Annotated in this window: 32 protein-coding genes; 29 read left to right on the top strand and 3 right to left on the bottom strand. The window is 41.2% G+C overall.

Annotated elements, in window-relative coordinates:
- Positions 1 to 306, top strand: a 306-nt coding sequence (locus tag ABFQ95_00950) for a hypothetical protein (protein MEN8236109.1), incomplete at its 5' end; no start/stop codon positions are given.
- Positions 307 to 363: 57 nt separating this feature from the next.
- The gene (locus ABFQ95_00955; GenBank protein ID MEN8236110.1) at positions 364 to 684 is read left to right on the top strand and encodes a hypothetical protein; all 321 of its coding nucleotides are present in this window, start codon (positions 364 to 366) and stop codon (positions 682 to 684) included.
- Here ABFQ95_00955 and ABFQ95_00960 read toward each other — a convergent pair.
- Positions 676 to 891: a hypothetical protein gene (locus ABFQ95_00960; protein MEN8236111.1), complete on the bottom strand. Its 216-nt coding sequence runs from the start codon at positions 889 to 891 to the stop codon at positions 676 to 678. The two genes, ABFQ95_00955 and ABFQ95_00960, sit on opposite strands and share 9 nt — an antisense overlap.
- Positions 892 to 1,007: 116 nt before the next feature.
- On the opposite strand from ABFQ95_00960, the gene ABFQ95_00965 reads away from it, so the two are divergent.
- The 8 genes from ABFQ95_00965 to ABFQ95_01000 all read left to right on the top strand — a co-directional run bounded on the left by ABFQ95_00965 (position 1,008) and on the right by ABFQ95_01000 (position 5,383).
- A complete protein-coding gene (locus ABFQ95_00965; GenBank protein ID MEN8236112.1) occupies positions 1,008 to 1,229 on the top strand; it encodes a hypothetical protein in 222 nt (73 codons plus the stop codon).
- 555 nt (positions 1,230 to 1,784) lie between these two features.
- Positions 1,785 to 2,630 (top strand): hypothetical protein, encoded by an 846-nt coding sequence (locus ABFQ95_00970; GenBank protein ID MEN8236113.1) that lies wholly within the window; start codon positions 1,785 to 1,787, stop codon positions 2,628 to 2,630.
- Positions 2,630 to 3,148: an ATP-binding protein gene (locus ABFQ95_00975; protein MEN8236114.1), complete on the top strand. Its 519-nt coding sequence runs from the start codon at positions 2,630 to 2,632 to the stop codon at positions 3,146 to 3,148. The genes ABFQ95_00970 and ABFQ95_00975 overlap by 1 nt, the downstream gene beginning before the upstream one ends.
- 289 nt (positions 3,149 to 3,437) lie before the next feature.
- A complete protein-coding gene (locus ABFQ95_00980; GenBank protein MEN8236115.1) occupies positions 3,438 to 3,752 on the top strand; it encodes a DUF1064 domain-containing protein in 315 nt (104 codons plus the stop codon).
- Positions 3,753 to 3,861: 109 nt separating this feature from the next.
- Positions 3,862 to 4,059 carry a hypothetical protein gene (locus ABFQ95_00985; GenBank protein MEN8236116.1) on the top strand — a complete coding sequence of 66 codons (198 nt, stop codon included), beginning with the start codon at positions 3,862 to 3,864 and terminating at the stop codon, positions 4,057 to 4,059.
- A gap of 136 nt (positions 4,060 to 4,195) precedes the next feature.
- Positions 4,196 to 4,423, top strand: coding sequence for a hypothetical protein (locus tag ABFQ95_00990; GenBank protein ID MEN8236117.1), 228 nt, complete (start codon positions 4,196 to 4,198; stop codon positions 4,421 to 4,423).
- Positions 4,420 to 4,830, top strand: coding sequence for a type II toxin-antitoxin system death-on-curing family toxin (locus ABFQ95_00995; GenBank protein MEN8236118.1), 411 nt, complete (start codon positions 4,420 to 4,422; stop codon positions 4,828 to 4,830). The genes ABFQ95_00990 and ABFQ95_00995 overlap by 4 nt, the downstream gene beginning before the upstream one ends.
- A 124-nt stretch (positions 4,831 to 4,954) precedes the next feature.
- Positions 4,955 to 5,383 (top strand): hypothetical protein, encoded by a 429-nt coding sequence (locus ABFQ95_01000; GenBank protein MEN8236119.1) that lies wholly within the window; start codon positions 4,955 to 4,957, stop codon positions 5,381 to 5,383.
- A 60-nt stretch (positions 5,384 to 5,443) separates the two neighbouring features.
- Here ABFQ95_01000 and ABFQ95_01005 read toward each other — a convergent pair whose 3' ends face one another.
- Together ABFQ95_01005 and ABFQ95_01010 are read right to left on the bottom strand one after the other, a co-directional pair.
- A complete protein-coding gene (locus tag ABFQ95_01005; protein ID MEN8236120.1) occupies positions 5,444 to 5,896 on the bottom strand; it encodes a hypothetical protein in 453 nt (150 codons plus the stop codon).
- Positions 5,875 to 6,111 (bottom strand): hypothetical protein, encoded by a 237-nt coding sequence (locus tag ABFQ95_01010; protein ID MEN8236121.1) that lies wholly within the window; start codon positions 6,109 to 6,111, stop codon positions 5,875 to 5,877. Before ABFQ95_01010 ends, ABFQ95_01005 begins: the two co-directional genes overlap by 22 nt.
- Before the next feature lie 182 nt (positions 6,112 to 6,293).
- On the opposite strand from ABFQ95_01010, the gene ABFQ95_01015 reads away from it, so the two are divergent.
- The 19 genes from ABFQ95_01015 to ABFQ95_01105 all read left to right on the top strand — a co-directional run bounded on the left by ABFQ95_01015 (position 6,294) and on the right by ABFQ95_01105 (position 19,311).
- The gene (locus ABFQ95_01015) at positions 6,294 to 7,019 is read left to right on the top strand and encodes a hypothetical protein (GenBank protein MEN8236122.1); all 726 of its coding nucleotides are present in this window, start codon (positions 6,294 to 6,296) and stop codon (positions 7,017 to 7,019) included.
- Positions 7,016 to 7,459 (top strand): hypothetical protein, encoded by a 444-nt coding sequence (locus ABFQ95_01020; protein ID MEN8236123.1) that lies wholly within the window; start codon positions 7,016 to 7,018, stop codon positions 7,457 to 7,459. Before ABFQ95_01015 ends, ABFQ95_01020 begins: the two co-directional genes overlap by 4 nt.
- A 91-nt stretch (positions 7,460 to 7,550) precedes the next feature.
- Complete coding sequence (locus tag ABFQ95_01025; protein ID MEN8236124.1) at positions 7,551 to 8,351, top strand: hypothetical protein; 801 nt, start codon at positions 7,551 to 7,553, stop codon at positions 8,349 to 8,351.
- Positions 8,352 to 8,354: 3 nt separating this feature from the next.
- Entirely contained in the window at positions 8,355 to 8,585 is a 231-nt protein-coding gene (locus ABFQ95_01030; GenBank protein MEN8236125.1) for a DUF551 domain-containing protein, read from the top strand.
- The gene (locus ABFQ95_01035; protein ID MEN8236126.1) at positions 8,582 to 8,809 is read left to right on the top strand and encodes a hypothetical protein; all 228 of its coding nucleotides are present in this window, start codon (positions 8,582 to 8,584) and stop codon (positions 8,807 to 8,809) included. Before ABFQ95_01030 ends, ABFQ95_01035 begins: the two co-directional genes overlap by 4 nt.
- Positions 8,810 to 8,858: 49 nt before the next feature.
- On the top strand, positions 8,859 to 9,206 hold the full coding sequence (locus tag ABFQ95_01040) for a hypothetical protein (protein ID MEN8236127.1): 348 nt from the start codon (positions 8,859 to 8,861) through the stop codon (positions 9,204 to 9,206).
- A 38-nt stretch (positions 9,207 to 9,244) separates the two neighbouring features.
- A complete protein-coding gene (locus tag ABFQ95_01045; GenBank protein MEN8236128.1) occupies positions 9,245 to 9,616 on the top strand; it encodes a HigA family addiction module antitoxin in 372 nt (123 codons plus the stop codon).
- 157 nt (positions 9,617 to 9,773) lie between these two features.
- Positions 9,774 to 11,867: a hypothetical protein gene (locus tag ABFQ95_01050; GenBank protein ID MEN8236129.1), complete on the top strand. Its 2,094-nt coding sequence runs from the start codon at positions 9,774 to 9,776 to the stop codon at positions 11,865 to 11,867.
- 26 nt (positions 11,868 to 11,893) lie between these two features.
- Positions 11,894 to 12,079, top strand: a complete 186-nt coding sequence (locus ABFQ95_01055; GenBank protein MEN8236130.1) for a hypothetical protein — start codon at positions 11,894 to 11,896, stop codon at positions 12,077 to 12,079.
- Complete coding sequence (locus ABFQ95_01060) at positions 12,063 to 12,440, top strand: hypothetical protein (protein MEN8236131.1); 378 nt, start codon at positions 12,063 to 12,065, stop codon at positions 12,438 to 12,440. The genes ABFQ95_01055 and ABFQ95_01060 overlap by 17 nt, the downstream gene beginning before the upstream one ends.
- Positions 12,441 to 12,534: 94 nt before the next feature.
- The gene (locus ABFQ95_01065) at positions 12,535 to 13,173 is read left to right on the top strand and encodes a hypothetical protein (protein ID MEN8236132.1); all 639 of its coding nucleotides are present in this window, start codon (positions 12,535 to 12,537) and stop codon (positions 13,171 to 13,173) included.
- Positions 13,174 to 13,187: 14 nt separating this feature from the next.
- The gene (locus ABFQ95_01070) at positions 13,188 to 14,126 is read left to right on the top strand and encodes a N4-gp56 family major capsid protein (protein MEN8236133.1); all 939 of its coding nucleotides are present in this window, start codon (positions 13,188 to 13,190) and stop codon (positions 14,124 to 14,126) included.
- A gap of 12 nt (positions 14,127 to 14,138) precedes the next feature.
- Complete coding sequence (locus ABFQ95_01075; GenBank protein MEN8236134.1) at positions 14,139 to 14,840, top strand: ubiquitin-activating E1 FCCH domain-containing protein; 702 nt, start codon at positions 14,139 to 14,141, stop codon at positions 14,838 to 14,840.
- A gap of 68 nt (positions 14,841 to 14,908) precedes the next feature.
- A complete protein-coding gene (locus tag ABFQ95_01080) occupies positions 14,909 to 15,397 on the top strand; it encodes a hypothetical protein (protein ID MEN8236135.1) in 489 nt (162 codons plus the stop codon).
- On the top strand, positions 15,397 to 16,035 hold the full coding sequence (locus tag ABFQ95_01085; protein ID MEN8236136.1) for a hypothetical protein: 639 nt from the start codon (positions 15,397 to 15,399) through the stop codon (positions 16,033 to 16,035). The genes ABFQ95_01080 and ABFQ95_01085 overlap by 1 nt, the downstream gene beginning before the upstream one ends.
- A 22-nt stretch (positions 16,036 to 16,057) precedes the next feature.
- Positions 16,058 to 16,186 carry a hypothetical protein gene (locus ABFQ95_01090; GenBank protein MEN8236137.1) on the top strand — a complete coding sequence of 43 codons (129 nt, stop codon included), beginning with the start codon at positions 16,058 to 16,060 and terminating at the stop codon, positions 16,184 to 16,186.
- Positions 16,186 to 16,836 carry a hypothetical protein gene (locus ABFQ95_01095; GenBank protein ID MEN8236138.1) on the top strand — a complete coding sequence of 217 codons (651 nt, stop codon included), beginning with the start codon at positions 16,186 to 16,188 and terminating at the stop codon, positions 16,834 to 16,836. The genes ABFQ95_01090 and ABFQ95_01095 overlap by 1 nt, the downstream gene beginning before the upstream one ends.
- A gap of 256 nt (positions 16,837 to 17,092) precedes the next feature.
- Positions 17,093 to 19,045, top strand: coding sequence for a ubiquitin-activating E1 FCCH domain-containing protein (locus ABFQ95_01100; protein ID MEN8236139.1), 1,953 nt, complete (start codon positions 17,093 to 17,095; stop codon positions 19,043 to 19,045).
- Entirely contained in the window at positions 19,042 to 19,311 is a 270-nt protein-coding gene (locus ABFQ95_01105) for a hypothetical protein (GenBank protein ID MEN8236140.1), read from the top strand. The genes ABFQ95_01100 and ABFQ95_01105 overlap by 4 nt, the downstream gene beginning before the upstream one ends.
- Positions 19,312 to 19,317 lie beyond the last annotated feature (6 nt).

Genomic DNA, 19,317 nt, shown 5'->3' on the forward strand with positions numbered 1-19,317 from the left:
GAGGATATTGAAACCGCGAAAAATACATCCGAAAAAAATATCATCGTTGTAACTCCATCTTTCGAAGAAAGTTATGTGTGGAGAGTCTTTGATGGAGAAAAAAATATATGTGCTAAAGTGTCTGATGTAGATTTTCTAAAAATTGTTAACGGAGGAAAGGTGGCTTTTGTTGCTGGTGATTCATACCGCGTTCAAATTACAGAGACTCAATATACCAACTCCTCTGGAAAAATTAGTAATAAGTATGAAATAATAAAATTCATGAAAAAAGTTCACTTTCCAGTTCAAACGGAAATGAAATTCTAAAACCCCATCGACAAAAATCCCATTACATCCATAATATTGCCCACTTATGGAGGCATTATGGATATCGAAGTTGTAGAATTTTACCCGGAATCGGAAAAAGCAAAGCACAGAGGTTATATTGGCTCAATGCATGTCTATGTGTGTGATCTAGATAACGCAGTTCAGATTGATGTCAGGGGAATCTCTGTTTTCAATAACAAAGGATTCTGGTTTTTCAAGTTTCCAGCAAGGAAGGGGATAGACCAGGATACGAAAAAGCCCGTCAATTATCCCATTTTCTCTTTCACTGACCGTGAAAAGGACAAATCCTTTCGCAAATCTGTCATTGACCTGGGTCAAGAGTACATCAAAAAGAATTTTGCCGAAGTGTTAGCTTAGTTCGAATTCCTTTTTCTTAAACTCTATCTTATAGCCAAGCTGAATGATTTTCCTTAACGTCGGCTTGGTTAGAGTTCTTGTCCCGGCTATCTCTGCAAAAAGACCTGCTCGATCACAGGCAGGATAATAGACCTCCTTTCCATAATAAAACCTCTGTTCAATCAAAATTTTCATCGCGGCCATGGCCACCTCCTCAACAAATTTCATAAATCTCCTGCAATTATTTGTGTAAGGTCATTTAAAAATGCAACAAGGTAAATGTTATTGACTTTAACCGCAAGTTTAATCAAAAATTGAATGTTTATTAAACTAATGTGTATATAATGCGTAAAACTAAAATTAGTAAAGTTCGTAAATGGTGTACGGAAGATAACATTTCTATAAGTGAACTTAAAAGGCTATTACAGATTGACCGCTATTCTGCCTGGCAAATATTTGCCGGTAACCGTAAGCCAGACCAGGAAACAGCGGAAAAGATTTCACAATTCTCCCTAGGGAAGATAACTGTAGAAGAATTACTTCTTCCGGAATTCTTTGAAGACTGATAAGCGAATTCCATGCCAAGAAACAGCAAATCTTTAATTTAAATACAGATATCTAGAGTGAGCGCTACTTTTCAGATTGCTTAAAAAGTGAGTTTGATAGTAGAAACTTCCCTATGATGAAATATTTGACAGGTGTAAAAAAGTTGTATGAAAGTTTCAATGAGTTAATTCAATGGATCTTTTCAGTCCAAACCGCAAATTGGAGTTATGAATTGAAAAAAGTATTGGGTCTGATAATGTATGTTATGAAGTCAAAAAAGACTTTATCCATGCGCTTATCATACATACACTCAATCCTTTACGATAAAAACATTGATATAGAGCGTTTTTATCATCCTGCCCTTACTGGGCTCAATTCAGATATTTCGTAATAAAATTTATAAAAAGGATAAGGCTCAGAGACTGCAATCTCTGAGCCCGTGAAACTTGTAACCCCAAAGGGGACAAACAAAACATGTACGCATCATCGTACCAGCACGCTGGTTTTTCTTCTAGTCGAAATGAAGGACAATTTCGACCACGCTACCTTTTACCCCAAAATAGGGGAGGTCAAGGATGACCCAAAACAATGAAAATATCAAAATTGTTGATGAAGGAAATCTTCGTCAATATCGCACAGAAATCCCTAACATCGTTGAAGAGTATCTTTCTGACCCTTATGAGTTTAGAGTGTATTGTCATCTCAAAAGAAGGGCGGGAGATTCTGGTGCATGTACTGAATCCAGATCGAAAATGGCAAAAAAATGTGGAATGGGGATTGAAAAACTTCGCAAAGTTCTAATTTCGCTCTCCATGCTAAATCCAAAATTCGAAAATCTTCCCCTCATCATGATCAACAAAAGAAAAACTGAAAAGGGTGATCCTGACACGGATTTTATAACCATAATCGACCTTTGGAATATAAACTTTAAAATTCATTTTAGTCCCCCACCAGAAAGTGGAGGGGTACCCCATGAGACGGGGGAGGGTACCCCACGAGATGGGGGAGGGGTCCCCCACGAGGTGGGGGTGAAGAAAGAACCTTTTAAAGAAGATAAGAAAGAAAAAGAACAAAAAGAAAGAAAGAAGAAAGGCCGAAAAAATGGCGCAAAAGCGCCGTGTGTGTCTCAAAATCCTTCATCTTTTCCTCAAAAATCTTCATTTGGATCCGATGGAAAAGTCAAAATGACCGAGGTCGAATACAACAAACTTTTCACCGAATGGGGGAAGGGAAACCTCGAAGACCTTGTCGAGCAGCTCAACGACTACATCGGCTCTTCCGGCAAGCGATACAAATCCCACTACCACACCCTGCGCCAGTGGCACAGAAAGAGGTCTCAGGAGAAACCTGACCCTCGAGACAGAAGAACGAAAAACGTAGACGGAACAGCCGTCGATAGCCCAGTGGATGGATTGTTTTGATGGAAAAATTAGCAGACTGCCACCAGTCACAAGAAATCTTGCAAGTTCTGAGGGATTTTGCAGCGCATCCCAGAGGATTCTTGCTCATGGCCGGGAGTAACGGGACAGGGAAAACATACGCCTCGAAGGCTGTAGGGAGAGAGTGTAGGATTTCACAACCGTACAGTTCTGAATTTCCCGGGAAGATTTTCGTCAAGCAGGCAAATCTCAACACGCGCCTCAACGAGTATCGTTCGATGTGGGGAAATGTTCGATATCTTGAGAAATATTACGCTCATCCTGAGCTTTTGATCATCGACGATCTCGGCACGCGAACACCCTCAGAAGCCTTCATGGACTTCCTGTACGTCCTCGTCGACGATCGTTACGACAACAGGCATCGAAAGGGGACGATCATCACCACAAACTTGACAGCCTCACAAATGAGGGAAAGATTTGGCGATGCTTTCACGAGCCGAGCTGCTTCTGGAAAATTGCTTCGCATGGATGGAGATGATCGTAGGTTTGAGGAATTTTGAAGAAATTTAAAAGCGACAAAGATTACGTAAATTACTTATATTCAGAGAGAAATCATCTCGATAAGGCTTGGAATCAAATGCTCGAGCAAGTAGAATTATCAGGAAATCTTGATCGACTGGTAGCCGGTTTCCTGATGACTCGATATCAGGTCCTCGACAAAGAAATAATCAAACGAACTTATTTTAAAGCCCACTAAGCCCTCTAAAATTTTAGACTAGACTCTTACCATTAAGAAGCTATAAAGTCCTCTTAGATCGCATTTAAACGCTATTGACGAGGATATAATTAATGCAATTCAAACACAAGTTCCATGCTAAGCCCACAAACATCGACGGAATACGCTTTGCCTCAAAGCTTGAGGCTCGCTACTACTCCAAGCTCAAGGCCTTTCAGGAAGCAGGAGAGCTGGTTTTCTTCCTGCGCCAAGCTCCTTTCCACCTTCCAGGCAACACCCGCTATGTCGTGGACTTTGTGGAGTTCTGGAAAAATGGCGATATTACTTTTACAGATTGTAAAGGATTAGAAACAGAAGTTTACAAACTTAAAAAAAGACAAGTTGAAGAGTTGTTTCCAATAAAAATTAACGTTGTAAAGAAAGCTTGAAAAGTTTGTTGAACAAAGAAACTATTCAATAGTAATATATATAAAATCACCCTTAAGTACGATCTTGAGAGCTATTGAATTAAAAGATTCGATTCCAAAGAATGACGATATGATTGAAGAACACGCGATCACTATTCATGGAGAGATCAATCTTGATGATCTTGAGTACCTAGCCAAGAAAGCTAATAGGATTGGCCGGAACGGCCGTAGTCTGATTGGCGTAAAGATCGAACGCAAGGATGATAAGCGCGAGGTATTCTTTGTCGTGGATGAAATGGTTTCCAAGCACAATTATTGCCCTTACTAGAAAATGAAGGCTCCGATAGAGCTCAGAAAAACAATCCTAAGTAACTTACCATTAACACTTATTGACTTTTTCAATACTCCATGTTATTATAGCGTTATAACATTAAGCCCATATTATGGATGAAGGGAGAAATGAAATGAAAAAACTGGCTCGATTTGGTAATAGCTATGCTATTCCTATAGATAAGAGGGTTTTGAAAGAAGCCCATTTAAATGAAAATGCTAAATTTAATATTCAAGTATTGCCTGGTGGCGGTTTGTTGATTCAGTCAGTCGAGGAAGTTGACCGAAAAAAGATGGAAGATCAGCAAAACAAAATTTACTCGAAATACAAGAATCTATTTAAACGATTGGCGGACTCATGAAATATTTAAGGATCGAGGAAGTCATTTCTTATCAAGATTTCCTTATCAAAAAGGATGGAGGGTTCGGGGGCATTAGAGATTTTGGTTTGTTATCTTCCGCCCTTGCTATTCCTTCACAATCTTTCTCAGGGCAAGAAATGCACCACACCGTGATAGAGAAAGCAAGCGCTTACCTATACCACCTGATCAAAAATCATCCTTTTTTTGACGGAAACAAACGTACAGCAGTATTTTGTTTTCTAGTGTTTTTTGATGAAAACAACGTTGAAATATCTTTTGATGAAGATTTTTTGTACAGTATTACATTAGACGTTGCGGGAAATAAACTGCATAAAACAGAATTGATTTCTTTAATGAACCAATATTTTCAAACCAACTGTGATAAATCCCTTTCTACTAGCAGTTGAAGAGTGAGCAAAGATTAACCCAAACATTCTGGGGAAATAACAGTATAAAACTGGCAAATTTCTCCCCTTGAATCAAAACATACATTTACACAAAAATATGCTTTAACAACGTCAAGGATTACATATGCCCGCATCCAAGGGAAATAAGAACACGCTAGGTAATACAGGCGGTAGACCTGAAACGTGGACTGAGAAAAGGATTAATAAAGAAGCTGATAGCTTTTTGAAGTGGGCTAATCAGGACGACTCCATTATCCTCAGAAAGTATGCTGCAATCAATGGATATGCGCCTCAATGGTTAACATATTTGGCTGATAAATCTGTTAGGTTTTCCGAAACTCTAAAGATCGCAAAAACACTCGTCGGGTGTAGGCGTGAAGAGCTAGCCCTAAAAGGCGATATAGATACTGGTATAGTCAAGGCCACCCTTGCCACCTATGACGAAGAGCATAGAGCTATGCTTAAAGAGATGAAGCGTGCAGAGAAAGACAGCCAGCAACTGGAAGCTTTCTTGGCAGGCCAAAAATCACAAAAAGAATTATCACAGCAATAATGGGGTTTTCCCAATCCATTTCCCTATTTTTCCACTCCAAGCCCGTGAAAGCGGGCTCTTTTATCTTATACCTTCTCTCAACACTTTTTTAAGTTGATTGGGGCGTTCAATTTCACTGTGAACTTGTAAAAATCCCTTCAAGACTCTCACAAGAGCTAGATTTTCATTATCCTTCAACCAAAAAGCCACATCTTCAGGAGCATATATTCTTTGTTTAGGCTCCTTTTTTGTTCCTGTTGGACGGCCAGAACCCGGCCTGTAGCCCCCTCGACCTGTTGTTTTATTCTCCATTATAGGAGAAAGATTTCTGTTCAATCTATGCTTGATGAACTCTTTGATATATTTAGGGTAATTTTCTATGACTTCTTCTTTAGAATCACCCGCATATTCAACAGGGTATTTTTCATGAGAAAACACCCACGCCTCAACGCATTCATCATACCAAGGTTTAATGTTACCGACTTCTCGAAGGGCAACATTTAAATTTTCATCTATTTCTTTTTTGGCGGCCATAACCAACCTCTCTCTTTAACTAAGTTTTCTGTTTTCTTAACACTGTGTGCAGAAACCTCATGCTTTTTTCCGTTTCCATGGACAATTTTTATACAGCATAGAAAATTGTCGTTTTCATCGCACAAATTCCAGTCTATAGATCCCTTTTTCAGTTTCCAGTCACACTTCTTGATGTGTTTTCTAAAATCAGATTCTTTTAAAGGCTTGTGGGGCATTCATGGTTCCTTTAATCATTATTATAGATTATATGGGATAAAAAATCAAATAGACTTATCATTCTCTAAGTTAGTGTGTTGAGTGTGGATTTAGATATGAAAAGCTAAGAAAGAATATATGTCCGCCATATGTGTGCCTTTTCTATTGCCTTCATTTATAACTACAGTTATAAAAATCAGCCATGTCACACAATTTTTTGGATGTTATAGAAATCTACGCCAAAGATAACCCTAAGTTATTAGATAAGTCATGGCGCTTGTCTAAAGAATCGGGGTTCTACTGGATAAAGGGAAAAGACGGGAGGCCCGTTGTTTTTCAACCCAATTGGGCTCAAGAGATATTGCTTAACGAATCGCATCCTTTAAAGATTATTCCCAAGAGCCGACAGCTTGGAATTACGACATTTTACGCTATCAATTACTTAGATGACTGCATTTTCTCACCAACACCGATAGACACGACTTTTATAGCAGACCGACGAGAGAATGCAGAACTTATCTTTGAAAACAAAATCCGCTTTGCTTGGGAACGTGTCCCTGATTACATCCGCGCGCTTAACCCTGCCTCTAAAGAGTCAACCCGTATGCTTAGATGGGGGAATGGTAGTAGCTACGTTGTAGATACAGCCCCTCGTGGTGGCACATTCCAGCGCCTTCATGTCTCAGAGTTTGGCAAGATATGCGCCAGGTATCCACAGAAGGCACAGGAGATCATTGAGGGGGCTTTAGAGACTGTCGCTGTTGGTCAGCAGATCACTATTGAGTCAACGTCTGAAGGGCGGGGAGGATACTTTTTTGACATGTGCAAGCAAGCGGAAGAATTAAAGAATTCCGGTGAGAAGCTGGGACTTCTAGATTACAAACTTTTCTTTTTTCCTTGGTGGAAGGAGCCAACGTATACGCTATGAAATACAAAAAATTAAGGAGGATAAGCGTGGAAGCTGAAAACAAGGATGCTAAGGATTTGAAAGAAACAGACAGTCAGACTGATGAAGAACAGAAAAAACCAAGAACTGTAATCCATATTGAGTTGATCAAGCAGATGGTAAAGGATAACAAGGCTTTTCTTACGCACATGCAACAGATTTCTGATAGAAAAAGCCAACATTTAGAAAAAAATATTCTTAAGCTTGAAAAGTCTCTTAACAGGTATGAGAAGACACTCAAAGAAATCCAAGCTCGTCATGAAATAGTTGAAGACACTCTCTGCAACGTCTTACTTGCCATACGACAAAATGAATATTTACAAGCCTGGTATCCCGAGCAAAAGGGTTATCCTGCTCAAAAGGTTGTGGGACAGCACCCCTTTGTTAAGAAAAGGGGTAAGAGTGAAAAAGCACTACAGTGAGTATTTTCTTATGTCTGCTTTAGGTTTAACGCTGATTTTTGGTTTTTCCATGATCATATGGTTTTGGAAAGTGGTAATTTTTGGGTGATTGATGACTGATTACGACAAATACTTTGCATCTCTTGGAAGCGACCACGGAATCAAGCTCGATGATGGTCAAAAGGCTTGGTACATTAAAAAAGCTGACACTCTCAAGGATGGGATGAAGACACAATACCCCTCAACGCTTGACGAGTGTTGGGAGGTTGCCAATGACGGCCTATGGTATGGCAAGTCCATCTCTAGAGCACGCACAGAGAAGCGTATTTGCAATGTTATCTATGACCGCATGGCAGAGGTGCACACAGCTTGGGATCTTGGTAGACGCGATCCTACAGCCATTTGGTTCTTTCAATTGGTACAAAAGGAAGTACGCCTCATTGACTACTACGAGAATAACTTTGAGAACATAAGCCACTATGTGAAGATCCTACAGGATAAGAGTTACATATACGGTAAACACTTTGTGCCGCATGATGCGGCGATCAAGTCATTTCAGACGGGTAAGTCTTTAGTAGACTTTGCAAGAGACCTTGGGATTACACTCATTAAACTCGATCGTGAGGTGGATATTTTACCTGCCACAAATTACGTGCGTTCGATGCTAGACCGCTGCTGGTTTGATGAGAAAAAGTGCGCTCAAGGGATCAAGGCATTAGAGGCATACCGCAAAGAATGGTCGGATAAGAATCAGTGCTTTGTAGAGCGTGAATTACATGACTGGGCATCGCATGGATCATCAGCGTTTAGGTACTTGGCTAGAGCTGAACAGATAATTGCTGGTGGTCCGTCAAAGGATGAAGTAAAAGCCCATCTTGAAAGGATGGATAGATATAGAAGGGAGAGGATTTGAGTAATGACTGATTGGATAAAAGTAGGGGATAAATTACCCGAAATTGGAAAAAAGGTGCTTGTAAGGGTGGTTGTTGATGGTGGACCTAAATATTTCGAAGATAGACTTGTTAAATTTGTAAGAACATCACAATCAAATTGGTCACAATCAACTTGGTCACAAGCGATTGATTCAGGTGTTACACATTGGATTGAACTACCTCAGGGCTGTCCAACATGTGGGTGTTTAGAATGAAAATTAAAGATATTTCCCTCCTAATACAGTGCTGTGCTGCCATTGTGGGGCCAGATAGAAAAAAGCAGATATTGGCACACTACAAAGACATGGAAGAGCTTTTAGACACCGGAATTTTAGCCGATTGTGACGATGAGGATTTTCCGGAGTGTTTGTGTGTTAACAACAAAAAAAATACGTGCGCGCTCATAAATATACGAGCGATAGCTCGTAAATTAAGATAATAGCAAGAGATTGGAAAAATCTTGAAAACGATGAAAAGGAAGGAAGAAAATGGATGAAGAGCATGAAATTAAACCAAATCATGATTCACAAGTTATTGGAGCCGTGATAGATAGACTTATTATAAATCATGATAAAATTATCAATGATTGGTGTGAGGCATATTTAGCTAAGGAATATCAAGACGGAAAAGATATACATCCTGGAATGTTTACCATTATTCAACAGCCATACTCTGACCATTCGAATTTTGGTTACAAGTATTTCATTAGAGGTAATTCTACTGAAGAGATTGAGCTTAAAAATAGACCCGAAGAGAAGGTTCCAGAGTCAACTACCCCGAATGACGTTGACATCCTCACCTCCCTAAAGGAAGAGGTCTTACGGCGAAAAAGATAAAGTAACTATGCTATATATCATAGGAATAGAGGATTATCATGACTAAAAACACCCTGACTTTTAAACCGGACTGGGTCTCTCCTCCGGGAAACACGATTTCAGATTTATTAGAAGAACTTGACTGGTCCCAAACAGAATTTGCCAAACGAATGGATTATACAACTAAACATGTCTACTTATTACTGCAAGGCGAAGCATCTATCACAGAAGACACTGCTCTTCGACTCGAAAAAACACTAGGAGGCAGTGCAGAATTCTGGATGACAAGGGAGCAGCATTACAAACAGGCATTGGCAGAAAAAGAAGAACTAATGAAACTTCAGGCAGATAAGCCGTGGCTTAAAGAACTTCCTATTCCATATCTTTTAGAACACAACCTAATAAAAAAACCTCAAATAAAAACCGATTGAAATATCCTTTATAAATTCATACACTACATTTTTTAGCATGCTTTAGCATGCGCCGTCGGGCTGATCACCCTAACATTGCCGTTCCAATGGCGGCGCTGTCCTTTTCTGACCGGAGAAAAGTTAACACTTACTCACGGATGAAAGGAAAGCGCCAAGGATGGCAGATTTTGCTTCCATTGAAACAGATTATGAAGAGTTCTGGCAAAGGGCTGAAAGAAGCTGGGTTAACTATACATCCAACGCTTTAAAATCCCTGCAAGCCTATACCGGCCGTACATGGACCTCCAAAGAAATATCTAAATTACATGAGGAAGGAAGAGAGGCCAGCGAATATAACCTTATTCGTTCAAGCGTCAATTTCTTTTCCGGTTATGCAAGAGACAATATTAAATCCTGTGTCATTGCTCCAATGGAAGGTTCGGATGAAAAAACAGCCGATCAACTTAACACTGTCGTAAAATACGTCTTTGATAAAGGCGATGGTGATCAATATCTACTCAGCGGCTTTGATGATGCGCTAAAAACAGGGCTATCCCTTGTCGGCATCTGGATTGATAAGTCAGAAGATCCTGTATTCGGTGATATCAAGTTTTTTAAGCGCTCATACAATTCATTTATCTTAGATCCAAACTTTACCAGACTTGATTTATCGGATTGCTCTGAGGCTTCTTTGCGTGATTTTGTAACGCGTGATGATGCAAAGTCACTGCTTACATTCATTGATCCCAAAATCATTGATGAAACTCCCACTGCAACCTTTGATAATAAATTCCAACTCTATCGCCCGAATAAAAACCGCTTTGATTCTGACGACTTAATCACCTATGACAGCTACTACAGGCGCACGACTAGAGATATTCAAGAGATAGTAGATATGTCCACCGGTGACATTCTCTTGCGTAATGGTGATCCTTCTGAAAATGATAAACATGATGAATTAGTTCAACTTGCCAGATCAAACGGTATCAATGCTGAAATTCTAAGACGCAATAAGCAGTTTGTTGAGCTTAACGTCTTACTAGGCGGTAAAGTCGTCTACAACGGTCCTGATCCCACAGGCTTGGACACCTATCCCTTCATCGCAGAGATTGCATGTTTTGAGCCCCAACTTGATGATTTTAGTCTCAAGATACAGGGTTTAGTGCAACCGTTGATACCGGCCCAACGCTCCTTCAACAGACGCCTGTTAAGAGCGCAAGATATCATGGATTCATCTCTCAATGTTGGCATGCTCTACAAAGTTGGCTCTGTTGTCGATGAAAAAGCCATGAACCGCTCAGGGATTGGTAATATTCCAGCTACTGACACAGCTGATCTTGACCGTGACTTCAAGCCTATACAAGGGGGTTCTATTCCTCCGGGCTGGCTTGAGTTCTCTCAAACAATCAGCGGTCTTTTCGCTGAAATCTCCGGTGTTAATGAAACTCTTTTAGGCTCTGATGAAGGTGGAAACACACAAGTATCAGGAAGGCTTGCAGAGGTAAGAGCTGCCAATGGACTGCGTGCTAACCGTGCTATCTTTGACAATTTCGAAAGATCACAGCGTCACCTGACTAAAAAAGCTCTCGAAGCTGTTCAATTGAATTTCGGCCCCGGAAAAGTGGCTCGTATTATCGGTGAAGAGCCCACGCAACAGTTTAATGATGAATCTTTTGAAAGGTTTGATGCGGTCATCAAGCAGGGTGTTAAATCCCAGTCTCAGCGTGATGCTTTCTATTTTGAACTGCTCCGTGCTGTTGAAATGTTTGGCCCTGAAAAGATACCTGTAGATCTGATCATTGAAGAGATGCCGATGGTCGGTCATTCCGAGTTAAGAGAGCGCATTCAGCAGATTAATGAAGAGCAAAAACAGCAAGAACAGCAACAAAAGCAACAAGAGCTTGAGCTAATACAAACACAAAAAGCTCTCATAGATTCTCAAATTAAATTGAATGAGTCGTCAGCAGGTGAAAAAGACGGAAGACAGTTATCTAACATTGGACTTCTAAGAGAAAGAGAGTCTGAACAGGTTCAAAACATTGCTCAAGCGAATCTTGATCGTGCCAAAACACTAGCTGAAATACAGAATCTTAAAACGGCAAACATTCAGCAACTCATGAGTTTCCTGCAGTTTTTAAAACAGCAAGAAGAGCAGGAAAGACAGGAATTAATTTCTGAAGACTTTTCGATCGCTGAATCATTAGACAGATCGAGCGATATTAATTCCTTATCAAATTTACCCCTTAATCCAATAAATCAAGGAGGACAGTAATGGGAGCTACAAAAGGTTACGGTTCCATGTCTCCGTCTAGCAAAGGACGCGGTGTTTTTAGCGTTCCCTCTCCTAATAGCCCGGCCCCTGTACCTAAAAAGGCGTCTGAGCTGAACAACAAATCCAAGCTTCAAGGGCAAGGTTCCATGAAAGTGCGCGATATGATGAAAGATGAGGCAAGACAGGAGAATATGCGTGGTCGCGGAATGTAACGGGCTTATATTGCCCTCAAAATTGGTAGAGAAAAGGTTTTATGACAAAGAGGAATTGACGAAACGCTTCAATCTAGAATTAGAGCGGTTCATCAATAACCATCAACATGTCAAAGAGCCTTATTTTATTCTCATCAAGGCCAATCCCGACAACTCAGATCCTAAGTTAATTCGGCAAGCAATGTCGTTTTATGAAAAGAGACCACCGTTTATTACTCGTACGCTGGTTTTCTGGGTGGACAACTCCCGTGGCCTGTCCACATGGCTATGGAGAGTTCAAGCCGACAAGGAAATTATCTTTAACAAGTCATTTGCTACGGCTTGCAAAGATATTTTACGGGTAAAAGAGTCGCCATCTTAAGGGCGTAAAGGTGTCGCCGACCTCAAAAGGGCGTTTTTAATAGTGATGCCGACTAGAACGGGCAGCAAATAGGGCGTTAAACAAGGAGGTTTACATGTCAGATGAACAAGAGGCTGTCGCCGAAGCCGAAACAACACAAGAGGCTCCTCAAGCGCAGGAGACTCAAACAGAAGAGCCTAAAGAGGAGAAAAAACAAGTTCCTCTAGATGCTCTTCAAGCGGAAAGAAAGAAAAGACAAGATGCTGAGTACCAAGCCAAGTGGTATCAGCAGCAGATGGCTGCTTTTCAACAAAAGCAAACCCAGCCTGAAGCTGATGATGAGGATGAGTATACAAAGCAAATCAAGTCAGAACTCCGTCAGGAATTAAGGCAAGACTACCAAAACAGGGTGGAAAAGCAGTATCTGGCCAACAATCCTCAAGCTGCGGAGGCTATTGAGGCTCATCTTCAGTCGATTCTTACTTCCAAACCGCATCTTTCCTATTCGATTCAGTACGCTGAGAATAGGTATGAGGCGGCAATGGATATTATAGAGAAGTATTCTCCCAAGGCTGCGAGCGACAGCGTGAAAAAGAAGATAGAACAGTCTCAGAAGATGCCTGGATCTCCGGCTTCCACCGGCAAATCCGGAGGCGTCGGCAAATCCGAAATGTTAGATCGGATGAAAAAAAACAAAAAAGAATTTTCACAGTATCGAGCGCAGCTGAGGGGGACATCGCCAAACATCAGATAAACAAGGAGGTTTAGATGGGCGTTTCAACAACCAACAATATCGGCCCAGAAGTCGATAAATATTGGGACGGTGTTCTTCTTGATCGAGACAAGCAGTGGTTTTCCCACTTGTTATTCGGTCAGGTAAGAAAGATACCGATGAAAAATAGCTCGACCCTAGTGGCTCGAAAATATGACAATTTTGATGATACCCCGGCAACATTAACCGAAGGTGTGACACCAGCGCTTGAAGATGTCACCAAAAATGACATTGAAATTTCCCTACAACAGTTTGGTAAGGCCATTGCGTTGTCTGATAGGGTTCACATTGAAGTACAGGATGAGACCTCGGAAGAAGTCGCTGACATGCTTAGTCAAAATATGTTTGCTATGTTGGATAAAGTAACGAGAAATACTTTGTTTTCCACAGCGACACAATTTGACTCTGTTAATGGAGTTGCGACTCCAATCAACGGTGTAACAGAGATGACAGAGACGGACCTTGATGATGTTCTTGATCATCTCTTTGGAAACAATGCTCTTCGTATGACTCCAATGCTTGATGCCTCTACAGGTATTCAAACAAGTCCTATTGATGCGTCTTACTGGGCGATTCTTCACTCAGATTTACGTAAGGATTTGGAAGCTCTTTCATCTTTTGTCAGACGCTCTCAGTATTCAGACCCAAGAGCTGCTCTTCAAAATGAGCTTGGATCCACCGACTACATTCGCTGGGTATACACCACGGAGGCTAAGAAAGAAACCTCTAACATTTACTCTAACTTTATCTTTGGCCAAAACGCTTATGCAATGGCAGATATTGACGATGTAGCTACCGAAATGATCATCAAGCCACTCGGATTTGGAGAAGATTATCTTAACCAAAGACAAACAATGGGGTGGAAGTCCATGTATGGCGCCGGGATTATCGACGATGGAAAAATGGCAAACCTACGCGCAATTGCGTCAACTTAAAGGAGGTAAAAGATGACTTTTAATTTCAATGAAAACCAAACGCTATCTTATGCCGGTCACTTTGAGTCAGATGGCGCTGCTTATGATTTGACCCTTCCATTTGATCCGGACTGCATCAAACTTTACAACTATACGAAGTATGGTACAGCTGCTGAAAATGCAGAGACTATCTGGTTTAAGGACTTTCCTGCCGGGGATGCAATTGTAAAGAAGGTGATCGCTGATAATGGCGCAACTGGTGACACAAACCTCAATCTTGAGTTAACCAACGGTATCACGGAAAATGATACCGTTGCCGGAGTCACTGATACTCATGCAACCATCTCAGGTGCAACAGCTGCAAGTCCAGTGGTAATCACCACATCAGCGGCTCACGGATTTGCTAACGGTGATCGCGTGCGTATCACTAAAGTTCTTGGTATGACAGAGCTTAATGATGTCTCCCGTAACCCGTACAAGATTACTGTTCTGACGACTACAACATTCAGTTTGCAGGATTTAGATGGTAATAACATTGATGGATCAGCGTTTACGGCTTACTCATCAGGCGGTCAGGTGAACAACCTGAACAAAACCGGCGATGATGCAATTTTGTATGACCCACCAGTGTACAAACTTACCCTTGGTTCTATACCAATGGCCAACGATGGAGATGAGATATTTTTTGAAGTCTTCAAGTATGGTCAATATGTTGATTTAGGTGATATCGCCTAAAAATTGTTTGGGGGGAAGCAAGGACGCAACCCCCCCTTTATTAAGAATAATTAGCAAGGAGGCTAACTATGCCACGCGGCAGACCCAAGAAAGATCAAACCCAGGTCTTGGAAGATCCAATCCAGGTCCACGGGGAGCCAATACCGGACAAACAGATCGTCAGTGTGGAAGTAAAAGAGGCGATAGACCTAAGAACTCTTCCGCTTGAAACAATTGACGATTATAAAAAATATGCCAACGAGGCAAGGAATCAGAAACGGCCCATCAGGTTTATTCCTTCTGAAATGTATCCTTCTCAAAAGATTAAATTCCGAAGGGTAGATAATCAGAAGGGTTCTGATGCAAAAATACGTTTTCGTTCCGGTAAATATCTTATCGACTTCAAAAGAGAGATTAAAGATAGCGAGGTTCTAGAGCTTCCTATCCCGGTCATTGATTATATCAATAGCCGGCAGGTTGATAAATATAAGCAGGTGAAATATCCGGATGGCTCATCCGAGACTGTTTATAGTCACTCAGAGCCTAGGTTTTCCTGCCAACCAGTGTATGAGGGATAATGGCTAAGACCTATGGTGACGCTGAAGTTATAATGAGACGTGTCGTTGGTCAAAATGATGGCGATGACCCGGATGCGACAACTGATCTATTCATCAGATATCTAAGTGATTTTGTCACATTGATCATGGGCCAAGATATCAAGAGCCAGGATCTCTATTCCTGGTTTGCCTTTGATACTGTCTCTGATCAGGACACCTATGACTTCAAAGACCAAGGTTTTACCAACATATTCCCTCTTGTAAGAGCTGATGGAAACGATATGCGGTACTGGGAAGACCCGGACCGCTTTTTCGACATATGGCCTGATACTGTTGATTCCACAACAAACACAGGCAGGCCGACAGACATGCTTTTTTATAACAATCAGCTCTTGCTAAGACCTGTCCCTGACCAGGCTTATGAGATCAAGCTTAGGGGGTACAAGGAATTGCCCAGCGTTACTGACGGAAGCACAAAGTTAGAGCAAGACTATTTTTTAAGGTACATAGCTTATGGGGCGTCACTGGATTATCTCACTGATTTTGGAGATCACGAAACCTATACAAAAATTTTCCCAATTTATCAGCGGTACCGGTCCTTGGTTTTAACTCGTACAGCTGCGCAGCAGTTAACACAAAGGCCATTACCGGCATTATAATTCGGACAAAAAGGAGAGAAACATGACAAAACCGCATAAATCAGGAAAAGCAAAGAAAGGAAGGACTCTTAGTGACATCCTGAAAAGGGCTAGTGTAAGTCCTCAAACAGCTGCAGGTAAAAAGCCCAGAAAGATCAAGAGGACTAAATAATGACATGGACTGGAGGTGCAACACCAGACGGCACTAAATCTGTAAAAGATAACAAAAGCATAATCCAAGACAACTTTGCTTACACAGAAAGCACAATGCAGAAAGATCACTTCTTTGACGATGCAAACTCCAATCTAGACGGTCGTCATCAATTTGCTCAGATGCCTAAGAACGAGTCTGGGGGAAATCCTGATGACCCTACTATCGCAACTGATATGGATCTTGTCTATTATTCAAAAGAAAAGACATCGACAGAAGCGCCTGATTTACAGATGGTTGAGCCTTTTGCCATTTCTAACGATGGTACAAGCAACCAAGTGATGCAGATGGGCTTTAGAGCGCTGATACATTTTGAGGTTGGTCCTTCTCCGACATTTACCATAACACCAAAATACTCTCATAATTGTACCGTTGCTAGAACAGGTCCTGGTCTATTCACTTTAACTTTTACAACACCAATGCCTACCTCAAATTACATTTTTTTTGGAACGGCCCTGCGTTCTAGCGGTAATGGATTAGTAATTGTTCCACAATCAGGAACAAAAGCTATAAAAATAACTGCTTCAAGCCTTTCATTTGCTACAGTCTCAACAAAAGACTCTGATGCAAGAGACCCTTTAGTAGTAACATTAGCTGTGTGCGGAGGATAGATTGACTCAGCCCTTTACAATCTCTAACTTCCGAACCGGTTTAGACGATGAGCTACAGCCCTGGATTCTTCCTAATGATGCCTTTGTTGAGCTCTTCGACGCTTTTGTATACAGGGGAGTACTTAGACCTAGAAGGGGATTCAGACGCTTTGCAACAGGCGGTATAAGGGTTAATACACGATATGATGATTCCAAGACTCACAGATCACGATCTGAAAGCTTCAATATTTCCACGAGTACCACTTTCAATGAGACGATGGCTAACATACCTTTGTCTCGCAGAACGATAACGATTACAGATAGTTCAGTCACTCCTAAAGTCATCACAATCGACCATAATGGAAACTTCTCAGGCGATTATAATGCCGGGGGAACTAATTCAGTAAACTATGCCACAGGTCAAATACAAGCGGAGTTTGATGCTGCCACTACAGATCCTGTCGTTGTAGTCTACCAGACTGAAAGTGCCCAACCTATCATGGGCATCTTTAACTTCATCAAAGAAGATGGAGAAAGAGAGTTGGTCGTATGCGATCAGGATGTGGTGAATAAATATAATGCATCTCGCAACTACTTTGACGGATTACCTTTTTCCTCTGCATCAAGTCTGACAACATTTACAGGTGACAATACAAACTTCTTCTCAGGAACAATGTATTTTGGAAGAAACGCTTCTAATAAGCCTGTTAAACCCCGTTTAATACTCACAAACAACAAAGATGTGCCCGTATTCTTCGATGACACCGGCGAGATTAAAGGCTACAACAATACAACGGACAATCCCGACTATCAGGACCCTGCTGATGGTATTATTAATCTTGCTTTACATGTCTTTTATGTAAATGAGCGCCTTGTCTGGCTCTCTCCTACACTTGGAAATTCAAAATTCCCTCGTCGTATACTATGGTCCGGAATACTTGATAACAGTGGAAACGGTGACAAGTATAATGTTGCCGGAGCCGGTCATCTTGACATCTCAGATCAGGGTGTAATTACAGCAGCTAAGCAAGAGCACAACGAAATCACAATATGGACGACAGAAAATATCTGGATGCTTTCGATCACAGCAGATATTGACGAGCCCTTTCGTATTCGTAAAATTGGAGCTTCTCAATTCAGAGGCTCTAATGCCCCTTATTCAGGCGTGAATTGGTTCGGTGAGTCTCTTGCAATAGGTAGAACAGGGATCATTACATCAGATGGAAGGCAAGCTTCACGCATTGATGACAAGTTACCTAACTTCACTCAGAAGAGAGTAGTTCAAAACAATTTCAACCTGATTACCGGTGGACTTGCTTTTGAAGACGCGCAATTCTGGTGGCCATACCCTGATCCTTTAGATGATTCATCGACATCTTCAAGAATTCTAGTGAGAAACTTTGAAGAATCATCATGGTCAACTTACAGATTCCCGACAAACGTAGTAGGCTACTTCAAGAAAACCGAAGAGATAGCCTGGGACGATGTGCATTGCGATCCTACCGATCCTGATAATTGTAATGACCCCACATGGGCTCAATGGGATACCACAGAAGATATATGGGATGAGCTGTCATGGCAAGATGATGCCTTCATCACCCTGACAGGTGATGCCAACGGAATCGTCTATTACATGGTAGAGGACGGTAATGACCAGCTGACACAAATCACCGGTGTGACACAAGCTAACGGAGCTGTTGTTACAATAGAGGACAATGTTTTTGAAGTAGGGGACACAATAAAAATAGATGGTGTGGCCGGTCTTGAGGAAAACAGTGTAAGCGTAATCAATGACAAAGAATTTCAGGTGACTGCAAGCTCAGGAAGCACCATCACAATAAACCTTGATAGCTCAGATGCTAGCGCTTATTCTTCCGGTGGGTATGTACTTAAAGGTTTCCAATTTAGCGCCAAGACAAAGCCTTTAAACCCATTTGTAGAAGAAGGAAAGAAGGCTCGTCTTAGAAAAGTTGATTTCTTCATGGATGCGGACTCCGGAAACTTCACTGTTGATTTCTTCATAGATAAGAATCCTGACCCTTGGAAAGAAAATGTAACACTGAATTCAACAGCAGATATACCGGGACAGTCCAAGGTTTGGAAAACGCTTACTGTAAATCAAATAGCAAACTTCCACTCCATGAGAATTAAGCAAAAAGATACTGCGGTTGAAGGGAAGTTTCATGCCTTTAAATTCTGGTTTGAACCTGTTGGGAGGCTTGTAAGATGAGTTTTTTAGCAGAGGAATTCAACTTCGGCCGAGAGATGGAGCAAGACAACAAGCAGGTTACCGACACCCTCGATGAAATGTACCGCGATGTTGCCACTACAGTGAATAGAAAGCCTAATATTGTAATTCGGGAAAATGCAGTTCCGACAGCTTCGGATTATAGATATTCCGTCGGAACTTTTTGGCTTAATCAGAATACAGCAAAGTTATATATTTTAGATTCTAAAAGCAGTCCGACAACAGTGTCTTGGACTATATTGAATTAAGGAGAC

The sequence above is a fragment of the Pseudomonadota bacterium genome (genome assembly GCA_039714795.1).
Taxonomy (GTDB): domain Bacteria; phylum Pseudomonadota; class Alphaproteobacteria; order JAGOMX01; family JAGOMX01; genus JBDLIP01.

Bases quoted from the DNA above. Each gene is read 5' to 3' on its own strand.
- ABFQ95_01035 (MEN8236126.1), top strand. From the start codon at position 8,582: ATGAAAATTAAAGATATTTCCCTCCTAATACAGTGCTGTGCTGCCATT.
- ABFQ95_00970 (MEN8236113.1), top strand. From the start codon at position 1,785: ATGACCCAAAACAATGAAAATATCAAAATTGTTGATGAAGGAAATCTT.
- ABFQ95_01005 (MEN8236120.1), bottom strand. From the start codon at position 5,896: ATGGCCGCCAAAAAAGAAATAGATGAAAATTTAAATGTTGCCCTTCGA.
- ABFQ95_00955 (MEN8236110.1), top strand. From the start codon at position 364: ATGGATATCGAAGTTGTAGAATTTTACCCGGAATCGGAAAAAGCAAAG.
- ABFQ95_01040 (MEN8236127.1), top strand. From the start codon at position 8,859: ATGGATGAAGAGCATGAAATTAAACCAAATCATGATTCACAAGTTATT.
- ABFQ95_01090 (MEN8236137.1), top strand. From the start codon at position 16,058: ATGACAAAACCGCATAAATCAGGAAAAGCAAAGAAAGGAAGGACTCTT.
- ABFQ95_01050 (MEN8236129.1), top strand. From the start codon at position 9,774: ATGGCAGATTTTGCTTCCATTGAAACAGATTATGAAGAGTTCTGGCAA.
- ABFQ95_01000 (MEN8236119.1), top strand. From the start codon at position 4,955: ATGCCCGCATCCAAGGGAAATAAGAACACGCTAGGTAATACAGGCGGT.
- ABFQ95_01025 (MEN8236124.1), top strand. From the start codon at position 7,551: ATGACTGATTACGACAAATACTTTGCATCTCTTGGAAGCGACCACGGA.
- ABFQ95_01015 (MEN8236122.1), top strand. From the start codon at position 6,294: ATGTCACACAATTTTTTGGATGTTATAGAAATCTACGCCAAAGATAAC.
- ABFQ95_01010 (MEN8236121.1), bottom strand. From the start codon at position 6,111: ATGCCCCACAAGCCTTTAAAAGAATCTGATTTTAGAAAACACATCAAG.
- ABFQ95_01055 (MEN8236130.1), top strand. From the start codon at position 11,894: ATGTCTCCGTCTAGCAAAGGACGCGGTGTTTTTAGCGTTCCCTCTCCT.
- ABFQ95_00980 (MEN8236115.1), top strand. From the start codon at position 3,438: ATGCAATTCAAACACAAGTTCCATGCTAAGCCCACAAACATCGACGGA.
- ABFQ95_00960 (MEN8236111.1), bottom strand. From the start codon at position 891: ATGAAATTTGTTGAGGAGGTGGCCATGGCCGCGATGAAAATTTTGATT.
- ABFQ95_00990 (MEN8236117.1), top strand. From the start codon at position 4,196: ATGAAAAAACTGGCTCGATTTGGTAATAGCTATGCTATTCCTATAGAT.
- ABFQ95_01075 (MEN8236134.1), top strand. From the start codon at position 14,139: ATGACTTTTAATTTCAATGAAAACCAAACGCTATCTTATGCCGGTCAC.
- ABFQ95_01080 (MEN8236135.1), top strand. From the start codon at position 14,909: ATGCCACGCGGCAGACCCAAGAAAGATCAAACCCAGGTCTTGGAAGAT.
- ABFQ95_01020 (MEN8236123.1), top strand. From the start codon at position 7,016: ATGAAATACAAAAAATTAAGGAGGATAAGCGTGGAAGCTGAAAACAAG.
- ABFQ95_01105 (MEN8236140.1), top strand. From the start codon at position 19,042: ATGAGTTTTTTAGCAGAGGAATTCAACTTCGGCCGAGAGATGGAGCAA.
- ABFQ95_01030 (MEN8236125.1), top strand. From the start codon at position 8,355: ATGACTGATTGGATAAAAGTAGGGGATAAATTACCCGAAATTGGAAAA.
- ABFQ95_01100 (MEN8236139.1), top strand. From the start codon at position 17,093: ATGGCTAACATACCTTTGTCTCGCAGAACGATAACGATTACAGATAGT.
- ABFQ95_00985 (MEN8236116.1), top strand. From the start codon at position 3,862: ATGATTGAAGAACACGCGATCACTATTCATGGAGAGATCAATCTTGAT.
- ABFQ95_01085 (MEN8236136.1), top strand. From the start codon at position 15,397: ATGGCTAAGACCTATGGTGACGCTGAAGTTATAATGAGACGTGTCGTT.
- ABFQ95_00995 (MEN8236118.1), top strand. From the start codon at position 4,420: ATGAAATATTTAAGGATCGAGGAAGTCATTTCTTATCAAGATTTCCTT.
- ABFQ95_01065 (MEN8236132.1), top strand. From the start codon at position 12,535: ATGTCAGATGAACAAGAGGCTGTCGCCGAAGCCGAAACAACACAAGAG.
- ABFQ95_01095 (MEN8236138.1), top strand. From the start codon at position 16,186: ATGACATGGACTGGAGGTGCAACACCAGACGGCACTAAATCTGTAAAA.
- ABFQ95_01045 (MEN8236128.1), top strand. From the start codon at position 9,245: ATGACTAAAAACACCCTGACTTTTAAACCGGACTGGGTCTCTCCTCCG.
- ABFQ95_01070 (MEN8236133.1), top strand. From the start codon at position 13,188: ATGGGCGTTTCAACAACCAACAATATCGGCCCAGAAGTCGATAAATAT.
- ABFQ95_00965 (MEN8236112.1), top strand. From the start codon at position 1,008: ATGCGTAAAACTAAAATTAGTAAAGTTCGTAAATGGTGTACGGAAGAT.
- ABFQ95_00975 (MEN8236114.1), top strand. From the start codon at position 2,630: ATGGAAAAATTAGCAGACTGCCACCAGTCACAAGAAATCTTGCAAGTT.